A 17265-nucleotide genomic window follows, 5' to 3' on the forward strand; every position below is an offset into this window, starting at 1 on the left:
GCGCAGTGCGCCAGCCATACATCCCGCTGCGCCGCGTAGCCCTACCGAGTATCGAAAAGCCGCGCATTGCGCGGCTTTTTTTCAACTCCCGCCCGTGCGATGGATGACTGCAGATCGCATCACGCACGTTCTGCATCGCGGCGCACGGCTGCGCGCCGCCGCAGCAGCGCGCCGCGCAGCTGCAGGAACGGACGTTCCACCACGTAATGCAGCAGCGCACCCGCCGCCAGCGCCACCGTGCCATACACTGCAAAGGCCAGGACGCCACGACCCTCCAGCGTGGCATCGAACCACCCCTGGGTGACATGGAACATCGCCTTATGGGTCAGATACATGCTGTAGGAAATGGCGGCCAACCAGGCAGCGCCCGGCACGCGTCGGCGGCCCAGTGCGCTGTCGGTCGCGGTGCCTGCCAAGACCAGCAAGGCTAGCCCCAGCGAAAGCACCGGCCAGCCCACTGCGTTGCCCAGCAGGCCGGTTCGCTCGCGGAACAACCACATCGCCAGTGCCAGCGTGGCCACCCCGGCCAGCGCCCAGGTGTTGCCGCGCTGCTGCAGCCATTGCCATGTGCGGGGCGGAAGACCTTCACCATTGCCAGCACGACACCGGCCAGCAAGCCGTCCAGCCGGTTCCAGGTGGGGTAATAGAGATCTTCGACAAACCAGTTGCGCTGCTGGCCGCCGCCGAACTGATCCAGCGCCGTGTTGTGCAGCCACACGCTGGTGCGCAACGCGATGCCGGCGACCACCACCGCCACGCACACCGCGACCACGCGCGCGGCCGATGGACGCCGCAACAACAACGTCGCCAGCAACGGAAACACCAGATAGAAATGCTCTTCCACGCAGAGCGACCATGCATGCGAGAACGCGGCCTGCTCGCCGTAGTCGACGAACAGATTCAAGGTGAAGGTGAGAAACATCCACCATGGCGCCAGCCCAGGCGATTCGCGAAAACCCGGCCATGTCATGTAGATCGCCAAGACCACCAAAAACGCCGGCAGGATGCGGAATGCGCGGCGCAGGTAGAAATCGGTGAAGTCCAATGGCTTGCCGCGCGACAGCGGGGTTAGCACCTGGGTGCCGATCAAAAAGCCGCTCAGCACGAAGAACAGGTCCACCCCCATCCAGCCGTAGCGCGACAGCCATTCCCAGTCCTTCCCCAACCCGCCGACCACGAACGAATGGAACAGCATCACCCAGACGATGGCGATGCCACGCAACAGGTCCAAAGCGGGATAGCGCATGCGGGCGAGATCAACCGAGGGAGCCCGATTGTGCCGCATGCCGGCAGCGCGCAGTGCGTCGCTGCCAACCACGCGCTGCCGTACCGCGCTGCCGTGCGCGCATCAACTGCTGCGGCGGATGCGCAGCACCCCATGCTTATGCGATGGCGTGCTGCTCGGTGCGAGCGGCCGCCGCGGGCGCCACTGCCGTCGGTTCAAGCAGTTGCCAGGCTTCCAGTTGATCGACCGCAGTGCGGACACCGTCTTCCTCGCCAATCCGTTGACCGAGTGCGCGCGCGGCCGCATGCATGGCCGGCGTGCTCGCCTGCTGGATGGCAGCGGCCAGGGCTTCTGGCTGCAGCCCGGCACGCGCCAGCGCTGGCGGCGCAACGCCACGCTGGGCCAGGCAATGCGCCCAGAACGACTGGTCGTAGCCAAAGGGCAGCACCACCGAGGGAATCCCCGCCGCCAACGCCGCACCGCTGGTGCCGGCACCACCGTGATGCACGGCCACCGACACGCGCGGGAACAGCCAATCGTGCGGTGCCTGTTCCAGATGGAAGAAGCGCTCGGCGTCATCGGCGGCAGCGGTGTCCCCCGCCCCCAGACCGCCCCAGCCGCTGGCCAGCAACGCGCGCTGCCCGGTCAATCGCACCGCTGCCTTGACCGTGGCAGTGAGCTGCGCGACGGCGCTACTGGTCATGCTGCCGAAGCCGATATACAGCGGCGGCGGCCCGGCCTGCAAAAACGCCTGCAGCGCGGCTGGCGGTTGCCACTGCGACGGTGGCAGCTGCCAGAAGCCGCACACCTGCGCGCTTTCCGGCCAGTCCGGCGGACGCGGACACACGTGCGCGCTATAGCCGTAGATCACCCGTAGCCCGCTGCGATCCGGACCGCTCCACGGATACCCCGGCAGCCCCAATGCCGGACGCACGATATTGTTGAGGGCCGGCCGCATCAGCTGCCAGCCGACAAAGCGCATCAGGCGATGCAATGCCACGCTGACACTTCCCGGCAAACGCAGGTTGGGCATCAGCATCAACGGCAGATGGCGCGACTCGGTGAGCGGCTGCAACTGCGCAAACGCCACCGGCACCCCATACGCCTCGCCCAGGCTATGGACGAGAAAACTGGCACTGCCCACACCCAGGATCAAGCCGGCGTCGGCACACGCCGCGCGGCCCTGTGCGGGCCAATCGCGCGCCCACTCCAGCAACTTCTTGCGCAAGATGCCTGGGGCGCCTCGCATCTCGGCAACATCCGGATGGTCTTGCAACAGCTTCTGGAGATCGCCGCTGAGCGGGAAGAATTCCAGCCCGTGGGCACGGATCAACGTCTCGAAGTTGGAGCTGGTCAGCACCCGCGCCGGATACCCACGCCGCTGCAGGCCAAGCGCCAGCGCAATGATCGGGCGCACGTCCCCATGCGTGCCAAGGGTGGCGATCACCACCGGGCGCTGGCGTAACGGATCGGCTCTGGACTCAGGCATATTCGGTCACTCCGTCGCCGGCGACCGCACTACGGCCGGTCTGCCCTACAGGCTGTTCAGCCCGCGCGGCCTCTGCGGTGGCCGCGTGCAGCAAGGTGCTGAGCGTGGCCGAATGCGTCGGCGAGAGCATCGAATGGTGGTCGCTGTCCAGAGCGTGCAGCTGCAGGTTGCGCACGTACGGGTGCCACGCCTGGGGACGGTAATCCACCCACAGCGCATCGTCGCCGCCGGAGCTCATGCGCACGCTCGCTTCGACAAAGACCACATCCTGGTCCAGCTGCCTGGGCCGATGACGCCGCGCCAGGTGCAGGTGATGCTGGGTGAGAGCGCCCAGATCGTCCAGCAAGGTGGGACGTTGCTCCAGCAACTGCCGCACCGCAGGCAACTCGTTCAGCCCGTAGTGATCGCACAACAGGCTGGCAAGCTCGGCGACCGTGGTCGGCATCGGCTGGCCCGGCGCCAGATGCAGGGCCAACCCGTGCACCGAAGCGCGTACGTTCTCCGATTCCGACAGCGATGCGGCCTGTTCCAGATGCGGGTAACTGTCGAGCATGACCAGCAACTCGACCTCTTCGCCCAGCGCATGCAATTCGGCCGTGATGGCGTGCGCGATCAAACCGCCCAGCGACCAGCCCAGCAGACGGTACGGCCCCTTGGGTTGCACGCTGCGCAGATGCGCCAGGTAATCGCGCGCGATCGCCTCGATGCTCTCCGGACGGTGCTGCGGGTCGCTCAAGCCCGGCGATTGCAGCGCATACACCGGCCACTGCGGATCCAGCTGACCCAGCAAGGTGAGATACGACCAGCCCAGGCCGATGACCGGATGGATGCAGAACAGCGGCGTGGTGCCGGCGGTGCCGGCGCGCAGCGGCAGCAGCACGCTCAACGGGTCGTTGGGCGTGTGTGCGCTGCGCTTGATCACCTCGGCCAAGCCGGCGATCGTCGGTGCATGGAACAACGTGCCCAGCGGCAGTTCCACCCCGAACATCTGCGGGAAACGCGCGGTCATTTCCGCCGCACGCAGCGAATCGCCGCCAAGCTCGAAGAAGTTGTCGTCCACGCCCACCACCTCGATGCCCAGCACCTCCTGCAGCATCGTTGCCAACTGGCGTTCGAGCGCATCGCGCGGCGCCAGGTGCGCGCGTTGCGGCAAGGCGCCAGGCGCCGGTAATGCGCGCCGATCCAGCTTGCCGTTGGGGGTCAGCGGCAACGCCTCCAGCGGCACCCACAGGGTAGGAATCATCGATGCCGGCAGGCGCTGCTGCAGATGCGCGCGTAGCAGCTCGACCGATGGCGCGTTGCCGTGCTTGCCCACCACATAAGCCAGCAGCTGCAAGGCATGCTCGCCATCGCTGTGGCCCACCACCACCGCCTGCGCCACCTGCGAATGCAGCAGCAAGGCGCTTTCGATTTCGGCCGGCTCCACCCGATGTCCGCGGATCTTCAGCTGCGCATCGGCGCGCCCGATGAATTCCAGCAGGCCATCGCCGCGTTGACGCACGCGGTCGCCGGTGCGGTACATGCTGCTGCCGTCGTCGGCGAACGGGTCGCGCATGAAACGCTCGCTGGTCAGCTGGCGCTTGCCGCGATAGCCCTTGGCCACGCCCGCGCCGCCGATATACAGCTCGCCGATCGCACCGGTCGGCAGCGGTTGACGCTGCGCATCCAGCACATAGACGCGCGTATTGAGCAGCGGCCTGCCGATCGGCGGTGCGGCGGCATCGGTCAGCTGCAACGGCATGATGGTCGACCAGATCGTGGTTTCGGTGGGCCCGTACAACTGGGTCAGGCGCCCCACCCGGCTGAGCAATTGCGTGGCCAGTTCCGGCACCAACGCCTCGCCGCCGATCAGCGCGTGGATGCGATCCAGCACCAGATCCTCATTGGCCAGCAGGATGCGCCACAGCGATGGCGTGGCCTGCACCACGCTGATGTGTTCGTCGGCAATCAACCGCGACAGGCCGCGCGGGTCGTGGCTGATACCGGCCGGTGCAATGACCACGCGCGCGCCCACCAGCAACGGCAGGTACAGCTCCAGCCCGGCGATATCGAAGGTGATGGTGGTGACTGCCAGCACACGATCGCGCGGACGCAATGCCAGCTCGTGCTCCATCGCATGCAGGAAATTGAACAGGTTGCGATGGCTGATCTCCACGCCCTTGGGCGCACCGGTGGAGCCGGAGGTGTACAGCACGTACGCGGTGCCGTCGGGCGTCGCCAGCGGTGCGATCGCCTCCGGCAACACGGCCGGGCGCGGATCCAGCCAGACCATGCCACCGAGCAGATAGCGCTCGCACAGTGCCGGCTCGCAGACCAGGCCGATGGCACCGGAATCGTTGAGCATCTGGCGGTTGCGCGCGGCCGGGCTCTCCGGATCCAGCGGCAGGTACGCCGCACCGCTCCACATCACCGCCAGCAACGCCACCAACAATTGTTCGCTGCGCGGCAACGCCACCGCGACCACATCGCCAGGGCCCACGCCATCGGCCACCCATTGCGCGGCGATGCGCGAGGCAAGCTCGCACAACGTGGCGTAGTCGAGCGTGCGGTTGTCGTACTGCGCCACCACGGCCGCAGGCATCAACTCGGCGCGTTGCAGCATCCCGTGCAACAGCGTGGCCGGTTCCGGCAGCGGCGCTGCGGTGTTGTTCCAGGTGTGCAGCAAACGCCGGCGCTCGCTATCGCCGAGCACATCGACCTGGCCCAGCGCGCATTCCGGATCGGCCAGTACCGCATCGGCCAGATGGGTCAGACGGCGGCAGTGTTCGGCCAGTTCGTCGCTGTCGTATAACGCCGGGTTGGCATCCAGATCGAAACGCACCGCTGCACCATCGCCGCGTTCGTAGCAGAAGATGGTGAGGTCGTCGGCCGGGCCGTTGGAAAGGTTGTGCGGGACCGCATACGCCTCGCCGAAGCGCAAGGCGTAGTCGAAGGGCTCGATGTTCACCGCCAGGCGTGCGAACTTCTGCTCCATCCCGAACATGCCCAGATCGCGGCGCACGTCCTCGAAGCGATATTGCTGATGGCGCAAGGCGTTCCGCACCACCGAGGATACCTGCGCGAACAAGGTATGGATGGGCTGCTGCGGGTCCATCTTCAGGCGCAGCGAAATGACGTTGGCCACCAGGCCTGCGGTTTGCCGGTAGCGCGCGTTGATGCGGCCGGTCACCGGCATCGCCAGCACCAGGTCCTCGGCACCGGTGCAGCGGTAGTAGTACGCCGCGATCAGCGAAATCAGCATCTGCGGCAGGCTGGCGCCGTACTCCTTGCCCAGCGCGCGCAAACGCACCACCTGCTGCGGCGAGAACTGCCCGGTGCCACGCAATAGCCCGGTGGACAGCTGATTGCCCGGCCGCGCCAGCGTCGCCGGCGGCGGCAGATCGGCCAACTGCTGCATCCAGTATTCGCGATCGCGCTGGAACCGATCGGAGTTGCGATAGTGCTGTTCCATTTCGAGCAGCGACAGTGCACTACCGTACTGCGCAGGCTCCGGCTCCATGTCGGCCACGTAGGCGTTATAGAGCACGGCCATGCGCTGCATCATGACCGACGCGCAATAGCCGTCCATCACCAGATGGCTCACGCATTGCACCCATAGATGATGATCTTCGCCAAGACGGAACACCGCGCAATGCCACAGCGGTCCGTTCTGCAGATCTTCCGGCTTGCGGATTTCTTCGTCGATCCAATGTTCGGCGGCATTACGCGGAGCAGGATCTGAGCTGACGTCGAAGTATGGAATCGTGCCGTTGTACTCGGGCAAGACCACCTGCGAAGGCACGCCCTCGCGCTCGACGATACACAGGCGCAGCGTATCGAACTCGTGCGTCAGCTGCATGCTGGCGCGGATCAGCACCTGGGGATTGAGCGGGCCGAACATTTCCAGTACTTCGGCCAACATCAAGGTATTGTCGGTGTGCAACTTGTTGGCCACCCAAAGGCCACGTTGCGCCTTGGTCAGGGGAAAAACGGGAGAGGCGTCAGCGTGCATTGCGTGCATCCTTCTGATGTGGCGCGCAGTCCGTCGACGCCCCCCAACCGTTATGCGGTCAATGGACGCCGAATCAGCACCTGGCCTTAAGAAACGAGGGGTAAGAAACACCGCCGACGACCGACAATTGCCGGTAATACGCGATGGAAACGCATGATGAAGACGCACAGCACAGCGACTCGCACAATCGAACAACAATGTGCAGGTGACTTGGTTGAAGCACTTGTATCCCGACAAGTTAAACGAACACTAACAATTCGCCCGGGGCCGAAACCGTGCAAAAAATCACGGAAATCGCGTGATACCTAAAATTTTTTCACCGAAGTGTGATTTGAACTAGTGTTCTGGATGCATACATCCGATCAAATTCCGCGCCGCGTCCGGCACATGCCAGCGCCACACCCCGCATACGGCGTGGTCGACGATACCCACAGAATTCAAGGCGAATATGCGCGCACCGCGGCAGATAAAACGCCGCACTGAATAAGACCAATTCCAAATCAGCGTTACTGGAATTAGGTTATTCGGAAAATCACTTTACGAGAGAAAATACGCTTTCAATGCGTCTGCCTCGATAAGCGCGCGCGACCACGCGATGGTCGCCTGACTGTCATCGGCGTGCAGCACACACGCGCGAGAATGGGGCCGGTCCGATTGCAAGGCGTGGCGCAAGGCAAAGCGCAGGCACGTTGTTCGATGCGACCAAGCACGGCGGCATGATGCGCAAGATCGTAGCCGACCTCAGCGCACGTCGGCGCGACAGCGCGTCGCAGGAGCTGCGGCGGCCATGCCGGTGATGTCCCTGCGCGGCGTTTGCGGCGGGAACGCGTGGCAGGTTGCCATGGCTTTGCACAGCCAGCGCTGCGGCGTAGCCCCAGCGCACTGCGGATCAGCCCAGCGGCTCGTCGGAGAGATAGGTGTATCCGGTCAGCCCAGCTTCCAGCGCAGCGCTGAGTTCCTGCGCCCGTTCGGGCGAGAGGTGTGCGGCAGCAATGCGCTCGGCATAGGTGGCGCGCAGCGTGTCCAGCTGATAGCCCACGTAGTCGAGCATCACGTCGGTGGTATCGCCGCGGCGCTGCTGGGCGATACGATAGCCATCGCGATCCACCACGACTTCCACCGCATCGGTATCGCCGAACAGGTTATGGATATCGCCCAGGATTTCCTGATAGGCGCCCACCAGGAAGAAGCCGATGCGATAGCTCTCACCGGCATTCAAACGATGCAGCGGTAGCGAGCTGTCCAGGCTTTCGTTCTCGACATAGGTCTTGACCATGCCGTCGGAATCGCAGGTCATGTCGGCGATGATGCCGCGCCGCTGCGGCGCTTCGTTCAGGCGCTCGATCGGTACGATCGGAAACACCTGATCGATCGCCCACACGTCCGGAATCGACTCGAACACGCTGAAATTGACGAAGTACTTGTCCACCAGCCGCTCGTTGAGCTCATCCAGCACCGGGCGATGGCTCTTCTCGTCGAAGCTCAAACGTGCGCGCACGCCATGTGCGATGGCGTAGAACAGATCGTCGATGCGCGCACGGTGGGTCAGGTCGATCTGGCCCAGCGCATAGGCGCTGAGGCCTTCGGCATGGAAATGCTGGGCTTCCTGGAACAATTCCACCGCCGGGCGCACATCGAGCTCGTCATGGATCTCGCGCAGGTGGCGGATCGCGGCCGGTTCGTCGTCGTGCGCGTCCGGCACGCGGCCTTCCGGCGCCTGTTCCACTTCCGACACGTTGGCGATCAGCACCGCATGGTGCGCCGTCATCGCGCGCCCGCACTCGGTGACGATGCGTGGCGGTGGCAGGCCATGCTCTTCGCAGGCGCTGGCCAGCGGCTGCACGATATTGCTGGCGTACGAATGCAGGCCGTAGTTGATCGAGCAATAGCTGCGCGAGCGCGTGCCTTCGTAATCGATGCCCAGACCGCCACCGACGTCGACATGGCTGATCTTTGCGCCCAGGCGCGAGAGCTCCACGAAATAGCGCGTGGCCTCGCGCATGCCGTTGGCGATGTCGCGCACATTGGAAATCTGCGAGCCCATGTGGAAATGCAGCAGGTTCAGGCTGTCGGCGTACTCGGTGTCGCGCAGCGTCTTCCACAGGTCCAGCACCTGGCGCGGCGAGAGACCGAACTTGGCCTTGTCGCCACCGCTGTTCTGCCACTTGCCCGCACCCAGCGAGGCCAGGCGCATGCGCACGCCCAGGCCGGGCTTGACGTCCAGCGCGCGTGCTTCTTCCAGCACCAGGGTCAGTTCGGAAGGCTTTTCGATGACGATGAAGGTCTGCAGGCCGAGTTTGCGGCCGATCAGCGCCAGGCGGATGTATTCGCGGTCCTTGTAGCCGTTGCACACGATCAGCCCGCCCGGACGCGACAGCGCCAGCACCGCCATCAGTTCCGGTTTGCTGCCCGCTTCCAGCCCGAAGCCCTCACCGTGGTGGCTGGCCAGGGTGCCGGCCACGCCGCGATGCTGGTTGACCTTGATCGGATACACGGCCGTATAGCCGCCGGCGTAATCCCACTCCGACTGCGCCTGCGCAAACGCTGCCTGCAGCTTGCCCAGGCGTTGGCCCAGGATGTCCGGGAAGCGCACCAGTAGCGGCAGCTTGGCACCGGCAGCGCGCGCGGCATCGACCACCTCGGGCAGCGACACCGCCGGACCATCGGCGGTCGGGGTGACCACCACGTGTCCGGCAGCGTTCACATCGAAATACCCGTCGGCCCAGTGCGGGATCGAATAGGTCTTGCGGGCTTGGTCGAGGGACCAATCGCTCATTTCGCTGTCTCGGCTGGAATAAAAAAGGGCGTGAAGTGTAACGCCTGGCATGCGCAGGGTCCGTTACAATCCGCGCCGACTTCACGCCCCTCTCCTGGTTGGAGCGGGGTTGGCGTGGGTCAGGCACTGCGCAGTTTGGCTGCGCGAGGCCGTGCCCGACCCTCATCCGGCGCTTTGCGCCACCTTCTCCCGCTGGGAGAAGGAACAGCCCACTTCTTTTTTAGGACTTTGCATGAGCGCCAACGACAACTGGTACATCGAACACTTCCAGCCCACCGGCTCGGCGATCGGCTTCCGCATCAGCGGCAAGCTGGACGAGGTGCAGTCCCCGTTCCAGAAGATCGAGATCTACCAGACCACCGATTGGGGCAAGCTGATGCTGATCGACGGCGCGGTGATGCTCACCAGCCGCGACAATTTCTTCTACCACGAGATGATCAGTCACCCGGCACTGTTCACCCACCCCGCGCCCAAGCGCGTGGTGATCATCGGCGGCGGCGACTGCGGCACGCTGCGCGAGGTGCTCAAGCACCCGGGCGTGGAAAGCGCCACCCAGTGCGATATCGATGAGCAGGTCACCCGCATGTCGGAGAAGTATTTCCCCGAGCTGTGCGATTCAAACCACGACGCGCGCGCCGAACTGCTGTTCGACGATGGCGTGGCCTATATGGCCAATTGCCCGGCCGGCAGCGTGGACATCGTGATCGTCGATTCCACCGACCCGGTGGGCCCGGCCGAAGGCCTGTTCAACAAGGCCTTCTACGAGAGCTGCTTCAAGGCCTTGAAGGACGACGGCATCCTGGTGCAGCAGTCCGAATCGCCGCTGGCGCTGCTGGACCTGATCAATGAAATGCGCACCGAAATGGGCAAGGCCGGCTTCCAGTCGTTCAAGACCCTGCCGTTCCCGCAGCCGTGCTACCCCACCGGCTGGTGGAGCGTGACCATGGCCAGCAAGCAGGCCAAGGCCGATTTCGCGTTCCGCCAGGACGCTGCGCAGGCCAAGGGTTTCGACACTCTGTACTACACCGCCCATCTGCACACCGGCGTGCTGGTTGCCCCGCCGTTCGTGGCCAAGGCGCTGGGCGAGTAATCGCGGCTGGCCGAGCATGGCCAGCAAGTGCAGACAGCAGGTGTGAATCGTGGCGCTTGAATGGACGCGGCGGGTTCCAGCGACCGGCCGCGCCCGCTTGGCGGTGATCCGCAACCGGTTTGGGAGTTTTCTGCATGACATGGCCTGCGTGCCTACAGCGCGCGGGCCGGTGGGTCAGCGCAACGATTTAGGTCTGGTCACGCAACGCTGGTCGAGTGTAGGCCGCTGCGCGACTAGCAGCCTTCTGGAGCGGCGAGCCACCGACAGCGCCGCCGTGCGATGGACGCGTCGATGGGTCGCGGCCGCTGATGCGTCACTGCTGCGATCTATGGGCCGTGGTATGTGAAGCCGACCAATGCGCGGAGGTACTGCGCACGCTATAAGCGCGCCAGCACTTCTGTCTTCTTGGCGTCGAATTCGTCCTGCGTGATCAGCCCCGCATCCAGCAGTTGCTTGAGCTTGCTCAACACCTGCACCGGATCGTCGGACGCAGGAACGGCGCTGGCCTGCGATGGCATTGCTGCGCCGTGCGTACCAGGCGCATGCACCACCACGCCACCGGCCGCCGCGCGCAACTTGTCGATCTCCAGCTGCTGGCGCTTTTCGTACGCGGATTCTTCCACCTGCTGCGCATAGGCGTACACGCGCCGCGCCTGTTTCTTGGGCAGACTGTCGATGGAGGCGTAGGCGCCCTGCGTGGTGCGGCACATGATGGTGGCTCCGAGCATCTGCTCGCTCATGTGCACATCGAGCACCTCGCGCCAGGGGAAATCGCGGAACGTCATGCCAAGCAGCTTTGGGTAGACCACGATGAAGCGGCGGTTGGTCAGCACCACCGCATCCGGCGAGAAGTTCATCACCATTTTCTTCTGCACGGCGATGTACTCGACCTGCTCGTCGCGGGTCAGCAACTCGGTGATCCTGGGCAGGATCTTGCCCACCGCCACCGGGTCCTGTTCGTCTGTCAAAAACTGCGCCAATGCGTCCATCTGCCCTCGCCCACGGCTGAATCAGTGCGTTGACCAGGACACTACAGCAAGCCGCATGGATGGCTGTGCAATGCCGACAACCGTTTGCGGTGCAGCTTCAAATGGATTTTGCTGTCCGCCGCATAGCGGTTGCATGCGGCATGACGCAGAAGGGCGAGCGCTGCCGCCCGCCCTTCTTTACCATTGGCCCGCATCAAAAGCGGATCTCGGCTCCGAAACTCAGCACTTCCGCACGATTGATCGTGAGGTCTTCGTAGTCGTCGTAATACTCATCAGCGTAGACGTAATTCGTGTAGAGCGCGCTCAAGCTGACGTGCTTGCCGATATCCACACCGAGACCAGCGCCCACGTACGCACCATAGACGCGCTCGTTGTAGTCCTCACCTTTCGCCGTACCGCCCCAATAGCCCAGCCGCACAAGCGCAAATACCGGGGCATCGCCGAAGTTGAAGCGCGCCGTTCCACCGAGGCTGCCGAAATCCACGTTTGGAATGACAACAAAGCCGTCCGCGTCCTTGGAACCATCCACTTTCCCGGTTGCGGCTTCGATGCCGATCAATGTGACCGGACCTGCGCGCCAGCGGTAGCCGACGTTGAAGCCCTGCATATCCTGCTTGCCATTTTCAAACACCTTGGCTTTGCCGCTCTGCACACCAAGGAACAGTCCGTTTTTGAGGCGTTGCTCTTCTTCGCGCGGTGGCGCCGATACGTCGGCAGGCGCGACAGGCGTTGCCTCTGCCGACGTCCGCTCGGTCACCGTACTGAATTCGCCGGACGCACCAGGTTGGCCGGAGCCGCTTCCACCCACAGCGGCCGGCGCTCCGCCAACGTCCGCTTGCGCCGGGCGCGACGATGGCGCTGCAGGCGCGGTGGCGCCCTGGGTGACGGTCTGCTGCTTTTGCTGTTGACGGTAGCTGTCCCATCCGCGCGACAACGACTGCGCCGAGGCCTGAGCCGTGACGCCGAATGCCGTGCAAGCCAACAGCAGTGTTGCGGTCCTTTTCATTGCATCCCCAATGAGTCGTCCTCCATCGTTTCCGCATCCTTGCGCATGCAGGTGGCAACCTGACGGCGTCTGGAAGCGGCGCAGTTGCGGTCGCATCGGGGGCTTCCCGGCATCACCGGATGTCGCGCGACATCGAGCCGGGCACTGCCCAAAGAGCGTGCCCGTGCCAACGCGTATGCGGCCCCCTGACCGCAGCCGGCACAGTGTATGGAGTCTCAGCCCGTGTCAAGAAGCAGCGTGACCGCCACCGCACCCCGGGCGTGTGAACTGACAGGCCTCGCCTAGAGGAGGCGCAGCGCTGGCGATACGAACAAGTCGCCTGCATCGGCATTGCCTGCATGTACGCGCTGGCACATGCCACTGTATCGAATCGCGACTTCCGCCAAACGCCTGATTCCAAAAGCCGTTCCACTCCCGGAACATTTCATTTGTTAAATAAATATAATTTCAATACCCGCAAGCTCTAAAATTGGGCAGACCGATCCCTCGCGATCACAGTGAACCTGCGCAACGCGTGACCTCTCCGCGCCGCCAAGGTCTGGAGAACTGCCATGCATTACCAGCCGCTGGACGTGTCCAGCCTGCACCTCGTCACTCCCGTTCTACTCAAGCAAGGCACCCGGCTGCTCGAGCCGGACGTCTACCGCACTCATGTGAACGGGCAACCGGCGGTGGTCAAGGACTACGGCCGCTATCGCCGCACATTGCTGGCGCCCATTGCGCGGTTGATGGTGCGCCACGAGGCCAGCATGCTGCGGCAGTTGCAGGGCTGGCGGCACGCACCGGCCCTGCTCGGCACGCTGGGCGGGCTGGCGCTGGGCATGGAATTCATTCCAGGCGACACGCTCAGCGCCAGCACCGTCGTGGGCCAGGAGGTCTTCCAGCAATTGCAGCAGGCGCTACGCCGGCTGCATGCGTTCGGCATCACCCATAACGATCTGCATGGCACCAATGTGGTGGTCAGTGCGGGAGTGCCGGTGCTGATCGATTTCACTTCGGCATGGCGATTCCCGCGCTGGCTGCGGCGCGGCACGCTGGCACGTCAGCTGCAACGTAGCGACGTGGCCAACTTTCAGAAAATGCGCCATCGCCTTGCTGGCATCGCACCGAGTGTCGACGAATCGGCACGCAGTGCGGAACCGCGCTGGATACATGTAATCCGTAGCGGCTGGAAGCGGCTGTATCCACGTTTGAAAGGCAAGGCGTGATCAGCGCTGCTGACGAAAGGCGACCGAGCACGCCGTTACGCTCGACTGCTGCGCTGAGTCGTCGGTTTGATCCGTAGCGCGGACATCCTTCGAGCGCGCCATGCCACGTGCTGCGAGGCAGATGGCAATGGCGCTGCCGTGTTTGCATGCACCGCGACGCGAACCATTCCCCATGCGCGCCGCGGTGTTTCTGCACTACCCCATCACTTTGCTGCTGCCGAATCAGTCACTGCCGCCTGGCGATAGGCGATCAAGTGCGGTGCCTGCGCGATGAAGCGGTCCAGCACGCCGTCGGCGATCTTGACCGGGCCGCCGAAGCGCGTGGCGCCGGGAATCGATGGGATCTGGCTCGCGACGGCGGCGATCGCAGCCGCCTCGGCAAACAACGCGGGCGTCTGCGTGTCGCCGCGATTGGCCGCATCCAGCCCGGCTGCCGTCTTCTGCAGCGCATGGCCCCAATCTTCCATTGCCTCCAGCCAGGGGCGCGATTGCTCGGCAAAGCCCTTGTCGGCCACGCCGTTGCGGATGATCTGCGGTGCCGCAGCCATTTCGTCGGCAGTGCGTGCCAGTTCGGCAATCGCCTGCGTGCGTGTTGCCGCATCGCCAAGCGCGACTGCCTCGCGTACATGATCGAGCACGGCCTTCAAGCGTGGCGCCTGTTCCTGCCACGGCTGGCTGCCAAAGGTTGGCGCCAAGTGCTGGGTGTCGAAGAAGGTCAGCAGGGCCGCAGCGACACGCGCATCGCCGCCGGCAAGATCGCGCGCCGCCGCGTGCCAGGTGCGTTGCGCGTCGTAGTCCTTGTCGTTCCAGGCGAACGCGGCCACACCCATCACCGCGACGCGGCTGGGCACTTCCTGGTTCATCGGGTTGGAGACGATGCCCGACAACTCGGCCGACAGACCCGCCTCGCGCCGCGCATACGGCGCCATCAGCAGGCGCCCGGCCGAGGTTTCGAAGTCGTTGACCGGGTAGTTGTCCCACAGCAGCGTCCTGCGGCCGAACGCCTTGGTGGCCGCGCGCGCATCGGGGATGGAAATGGCCGGCGGCACCACGTCGGTGCCGGTCCACTGCACCACGATCTTCGGGTCCAGATGCTTGCGCAGCGCTTCCTTGTACGGGCTCTCTTTGGCGTCGTAGTACTCGGTCGGCACCATGATGAGTTCGGAGGCCGCATCGTGGCGCGCGACCAGATCCGCCTGCACCAGATTGAGCAGATGCGACTGCGCGATACCGGCCGCCTGCGCGCCGGATTCGCCGAAGGTGGTCTTGTCGCGTTCGCAATTCCACTTGGTGTATTCGATGTCGTCCAGCGCCACGTAGAAGCTGCGCACGCCCAGCGCGCGGAACGCATCGAACTTGCGCAACAAGGCCTTGGCATCGGCCGGATCGGAGAAGCACACCGTGGGGCCAGGCGAAATCGCATAGACGAAATCGACGTGATTACGCTTGGCGGTGGCGGCCAGTTGGCCGAGCGCCTTCAAGGTCGCCTTCGGGTACGGCTCGCGCCAGCGATCGCGCGCGTAAGGGTCGTCCTTCGGGCTGTAAATGAAGGTATTAGCCTTGGTGCGGGCGAGGAAATCGATGTGCTTGCTGCGATCGCTCATCGACCACGGCGCGCCGTAGAAGCCTTCGATGGTGCCGCGGATCGGCATGGACGGGTAATCCTGGATCGTCAGCGTCGGGATGGCCGGCCGCTCGACCAGCTGCCGCAGCGTCTGCGCCGCATGAAACAGGCCATCGTCATCGTGGCCGGCCAGCGTGATCAGGCTGCCGCGATCGCGCGCAACGCTGGCCAGCGTGTAGCCTTCCTTATGGGTGTCCTGCGTCGCCTTGCTGCGCGTTAGCGCATCGCGCACCACTGCCTCATCGCCGGTGCCGAGCACGATGTACGGGCGTTCCAGGGTGGCAGGCAGGCGTGTGGCGGTCGCAATCTTGGCGACGCCGGCGCCATCGAGAATGCTGCGCACCAGCGCCACCGTGGCCTTGTCCGCGCCAGGGGCGACCACCAGCACCGCCGAGCGGCCCAAGGTGACGGTGGCACCATCCAGCGTGATCGAGACCGGAGTCGGATAGATCGCCGGCTGGGTGACCGGTTCGGTGACCGATTGCGCCAACGCAGGGGCAGCCAGGCCCAGCGCCACCAAGACCGAAAGCAGGCGCACGCCCGGCTTGCTGTTGCGTCGCTTCATTCTCGAACTCCGGTATTGGAATGGTATTACGCCCTAGGGTAGGCAAGTCGCGCGACGGCGACAAGCGCGGCCGGAATTTCAATTTGGCCAATACCTGGATTGGCCTGCGGTGACATCAACCTGCCTCTGCATCGCAGTCCAGAAAGTGCGTCAGCGATAGGTGGCGGTATTGAAATGGTATGAAACAACGGGTGGTAGCGCCGTCGCGCCTGGCAGCGGCCTTGCCCGTAGGCGCACAGCCGCGCATCCGCTGCGGTGATGCGCGCCACCGTCAATACACTGAGCGCATGCGGCGCACGCCGCATGGCTTAAGCGGCCCGGTTCCCTGCGGTCGGTGCAACTGCAATACGCCTGATCCAGCACCGCTGGCTGCATCGCCGGCTCAGCAATACGGCCCCCGCTATCGACGTTGCGCGGGCCGAGGGCATCGAACCCCTCGTCGCCCACCACACACCTGGCAAGCACCAAGCGCCAGGTTGCGAACTACAACGCGTCGCTATCCAGCTCGCCGGTACGGATGCGTACCACCGTGCCCAGGTCGTATACGAACACCTTGCCGTCGCCGATCTTGCCGGTACCGGCCGCTCCGACGATCGCGTCGACCACGCGCTCGGCCTGGTCGTCGGTCACCGCCACTTCGATCTTCACCTTGGGCAGGAAATCGACCACGTATTCGGCGCCGCGATACAGCTCGGTGTGGCCTTTCTGCCGGCCGAAGCCTTTGACCTCGGTCACCGTGATGCCCGCCACCCCGCAGCCGGCGAGTGCTTCGCGCACATCGTCGAGCTTGAACGGTTTGACGATGGCCATGATCATTTTCATCGGTGCAGGTCCCAGGGCATGACGGCCGCGCAGCATACCGTGGACGGGCGCAACACTCATCCAACCCGCGCGCTGCCATCACCGCGGACGACGGCCGAATGGGACTATCCTTACCGCCTGCCGACTGCCTTGCCGATGTCCCGCGTGTCCCGGCCTGCACTAGGCTTCCTACGGACCTGCGGAGAACACCATGATCGATTTCAACCAGCTCGACGACCTCGCCCGCCGCCTCAGCGACCTGGTGCCGCCGGGCCTGCGCCAATCGCGCGAAGAACTGCAGAGCACGTTCAAGGGCGCGTTGCAGGCCGGCCTGGGCAAGCTGGACCTGGTCACCCGCGAAGAGTTCGATGTGCAGCGCGCGGTCTTGCTACGCACCCGCGAAAAACTCGACGCACTGGAGCAGGCCGTCGCCGCACTGGAAACACGCGCCCCCGGCGCGCCGCCTGCCGCACCGCCCACCACCACCACCTGAGCGAAGGC

The 17265-nt window shown here is 64.7% G+C and carries 10 protein-coding genes and 1 pseudogene; 3 read left to right on the forward strand and 8 right to left on the reverse strand.

The window, feature by feature from the left end; all coding sequences use genetic code 11:
• Positions 1 to 119: 119 nt before the first annotated feature.
• The 4 genes and pseudogenes from EO156_RS06425 to speA form a co-directional block, all read right to left on the reverse strand.
• Positions 120 to 1246 (reverse strand): annotated as a pseudogene (locus EO156_RS06425) (acyltransferase).
• 136 nt (positions 1247 to 1382) lie between these two features.
• Positions 1383 to 2714, reverse strand: coding sequence for a glycosyltransferase (locus EO156_RS06430; protein WP_016849674.1), 1332 nt, complete (start codon positions 2712 to 2714; stop codon positions 1383 to 1385).
• Entirely contained in the window at positions 2707 to 6705 is a 3999-nt protein-coding gene (locus tag EO156_RS06435; protein ID WP_033483069.1) for a non-ribosomal peptide synthetase, read from the reverse strand. The genes EO156_RS06430 and EO156_RS06435 overlap by 8 nt, the downstream gene beginning before the upstream one ends.
• Before the next feature lie 889 nt (positions 6706 to 7594).
• Positions 7595 to 9481 (reverse strand): arginine decarboxylase, encoded by a 1887-nt coding sequence (gene speA, locus EO156_RS06440; RefSeq protein ID WP_005914389.1) that lies wholly within the window; start codon positions 9479 to 9481, stop codon positions 7595 to 7597.
• A 232-nt stretch (positions 9482 to 9713) separates the two neighbouring features.
• Between speA and speE the strand changes: the two genes are divergently transcribed.
• Entirely contained in the window at positions 9714 to 10571 is an 858-nt protein-coding gene (speE, locus tag EO156_RS06445) for a polyamine aminopropyltransferase (RefSeq protein WP_016849677.1), read from the forward strand.
• Positions 10572 to 10948: 377 nt separating this feature from the next.
• On the opposite strand, the gene EO156_RS06450 is transcribed toward speE, so the two are convergent.
• A complete protein-coding gene (locus EO156_RS06450; protein WP_016849678.1) occupies positions 10949 to 11560 on the reverse strand; it encodes a PH domain-containing protein in 612 nt (203 codons plus the stop codon).
• Positions 11561 to 11753: 193 nt separating this feature from the next.
• Complete coding sequence (locus tag EO156_RS06460) at positions 11754 to 12566, reverse strand: outer membrane beta-barrel protein (RefSeq protein WP_016849680.1); 813 nt, start codon at positions 12564 to 12566, stop codon at positions 11754 to 11756.
• A gap of 551 nt (positions 12567 to 13117) precedes the next feature.
• Between EO156_RS06460 and EO156_RS06465 the strand changes: the two genes are divergently transcribed.
• A complete protein-coding gene (locus EO156_RS06465; protein ID WP_003486484.1) occupies positions 13118 to 13774 on the forward strand; it encodes an RIO1 family regulatory kinase/ATPase in 657 nt (218 codons plus the stop codon).
• Between the two features lie 203 nt (positions 13775 to 13977).
• Here the strand turns inward: EO156_RS06465 and EO156_RS06470 are convergent, their stop codons facing one another.
• Both EO156_RS06470 and EO156_RS06480 read right to left on the reverse strand, forming a co-directional pair.
• Positions 13978 to 15963 (reverse strand): beta-N-acetylglucosaminidase domain-containing protein, encoded by a 1986-nt coding sequence (locus EO156_RS06470; RefSeq protein ID WP_016849681.1) that lies wholly within the window; start codon positions 15961 to 15963, stop codon positions 13978 to 13980.
• A 483-nt stretch (positions 15964 to 16446) separates the two neighbouring features.
• Entirely contained in the window at positions 16447 to 16821 is a 375-nt protein-coding gene (locus tag EO156_RS06480) for a P-II family nitrogen regulator (RefSeq protein WP_016849682.1), read from the reverse strand.
• Positions 16822 to 16975: 154 nt separating this feature from the next.
• Here EO156_RS06480 and EO156_RS06485 point away from each other — a divergent pair, with 154 nt between their 5' ends.
• Positions 16976 to 17257 (forward strand): accessory factor UbiK family protein, encoded by a 282-nt coding sequence (locus tag EO156_RS06485; RefSeq protein ID WP_003486493.1) that lies wholly within the window; start codon positions 16976 to 16978, stop codon positions 17255 to 17257.
• The last annotated feature ends 8 nt before the right edge of the window (positions 17258 to 17265 follow it).

Origin of the sequence: Xanthomonas sp. DAR33341 (assembly GCF_003992815.1) — a bacterium.
In the GTDB taxonomy this organism is placed as follows: domain Bacteria; phylum Pseudomonadota; class Gammaproteobacteria; order Xanthomonadales; family Xanthomonadaceae; genus Xanthomonas; species Xanthomonas cissicola.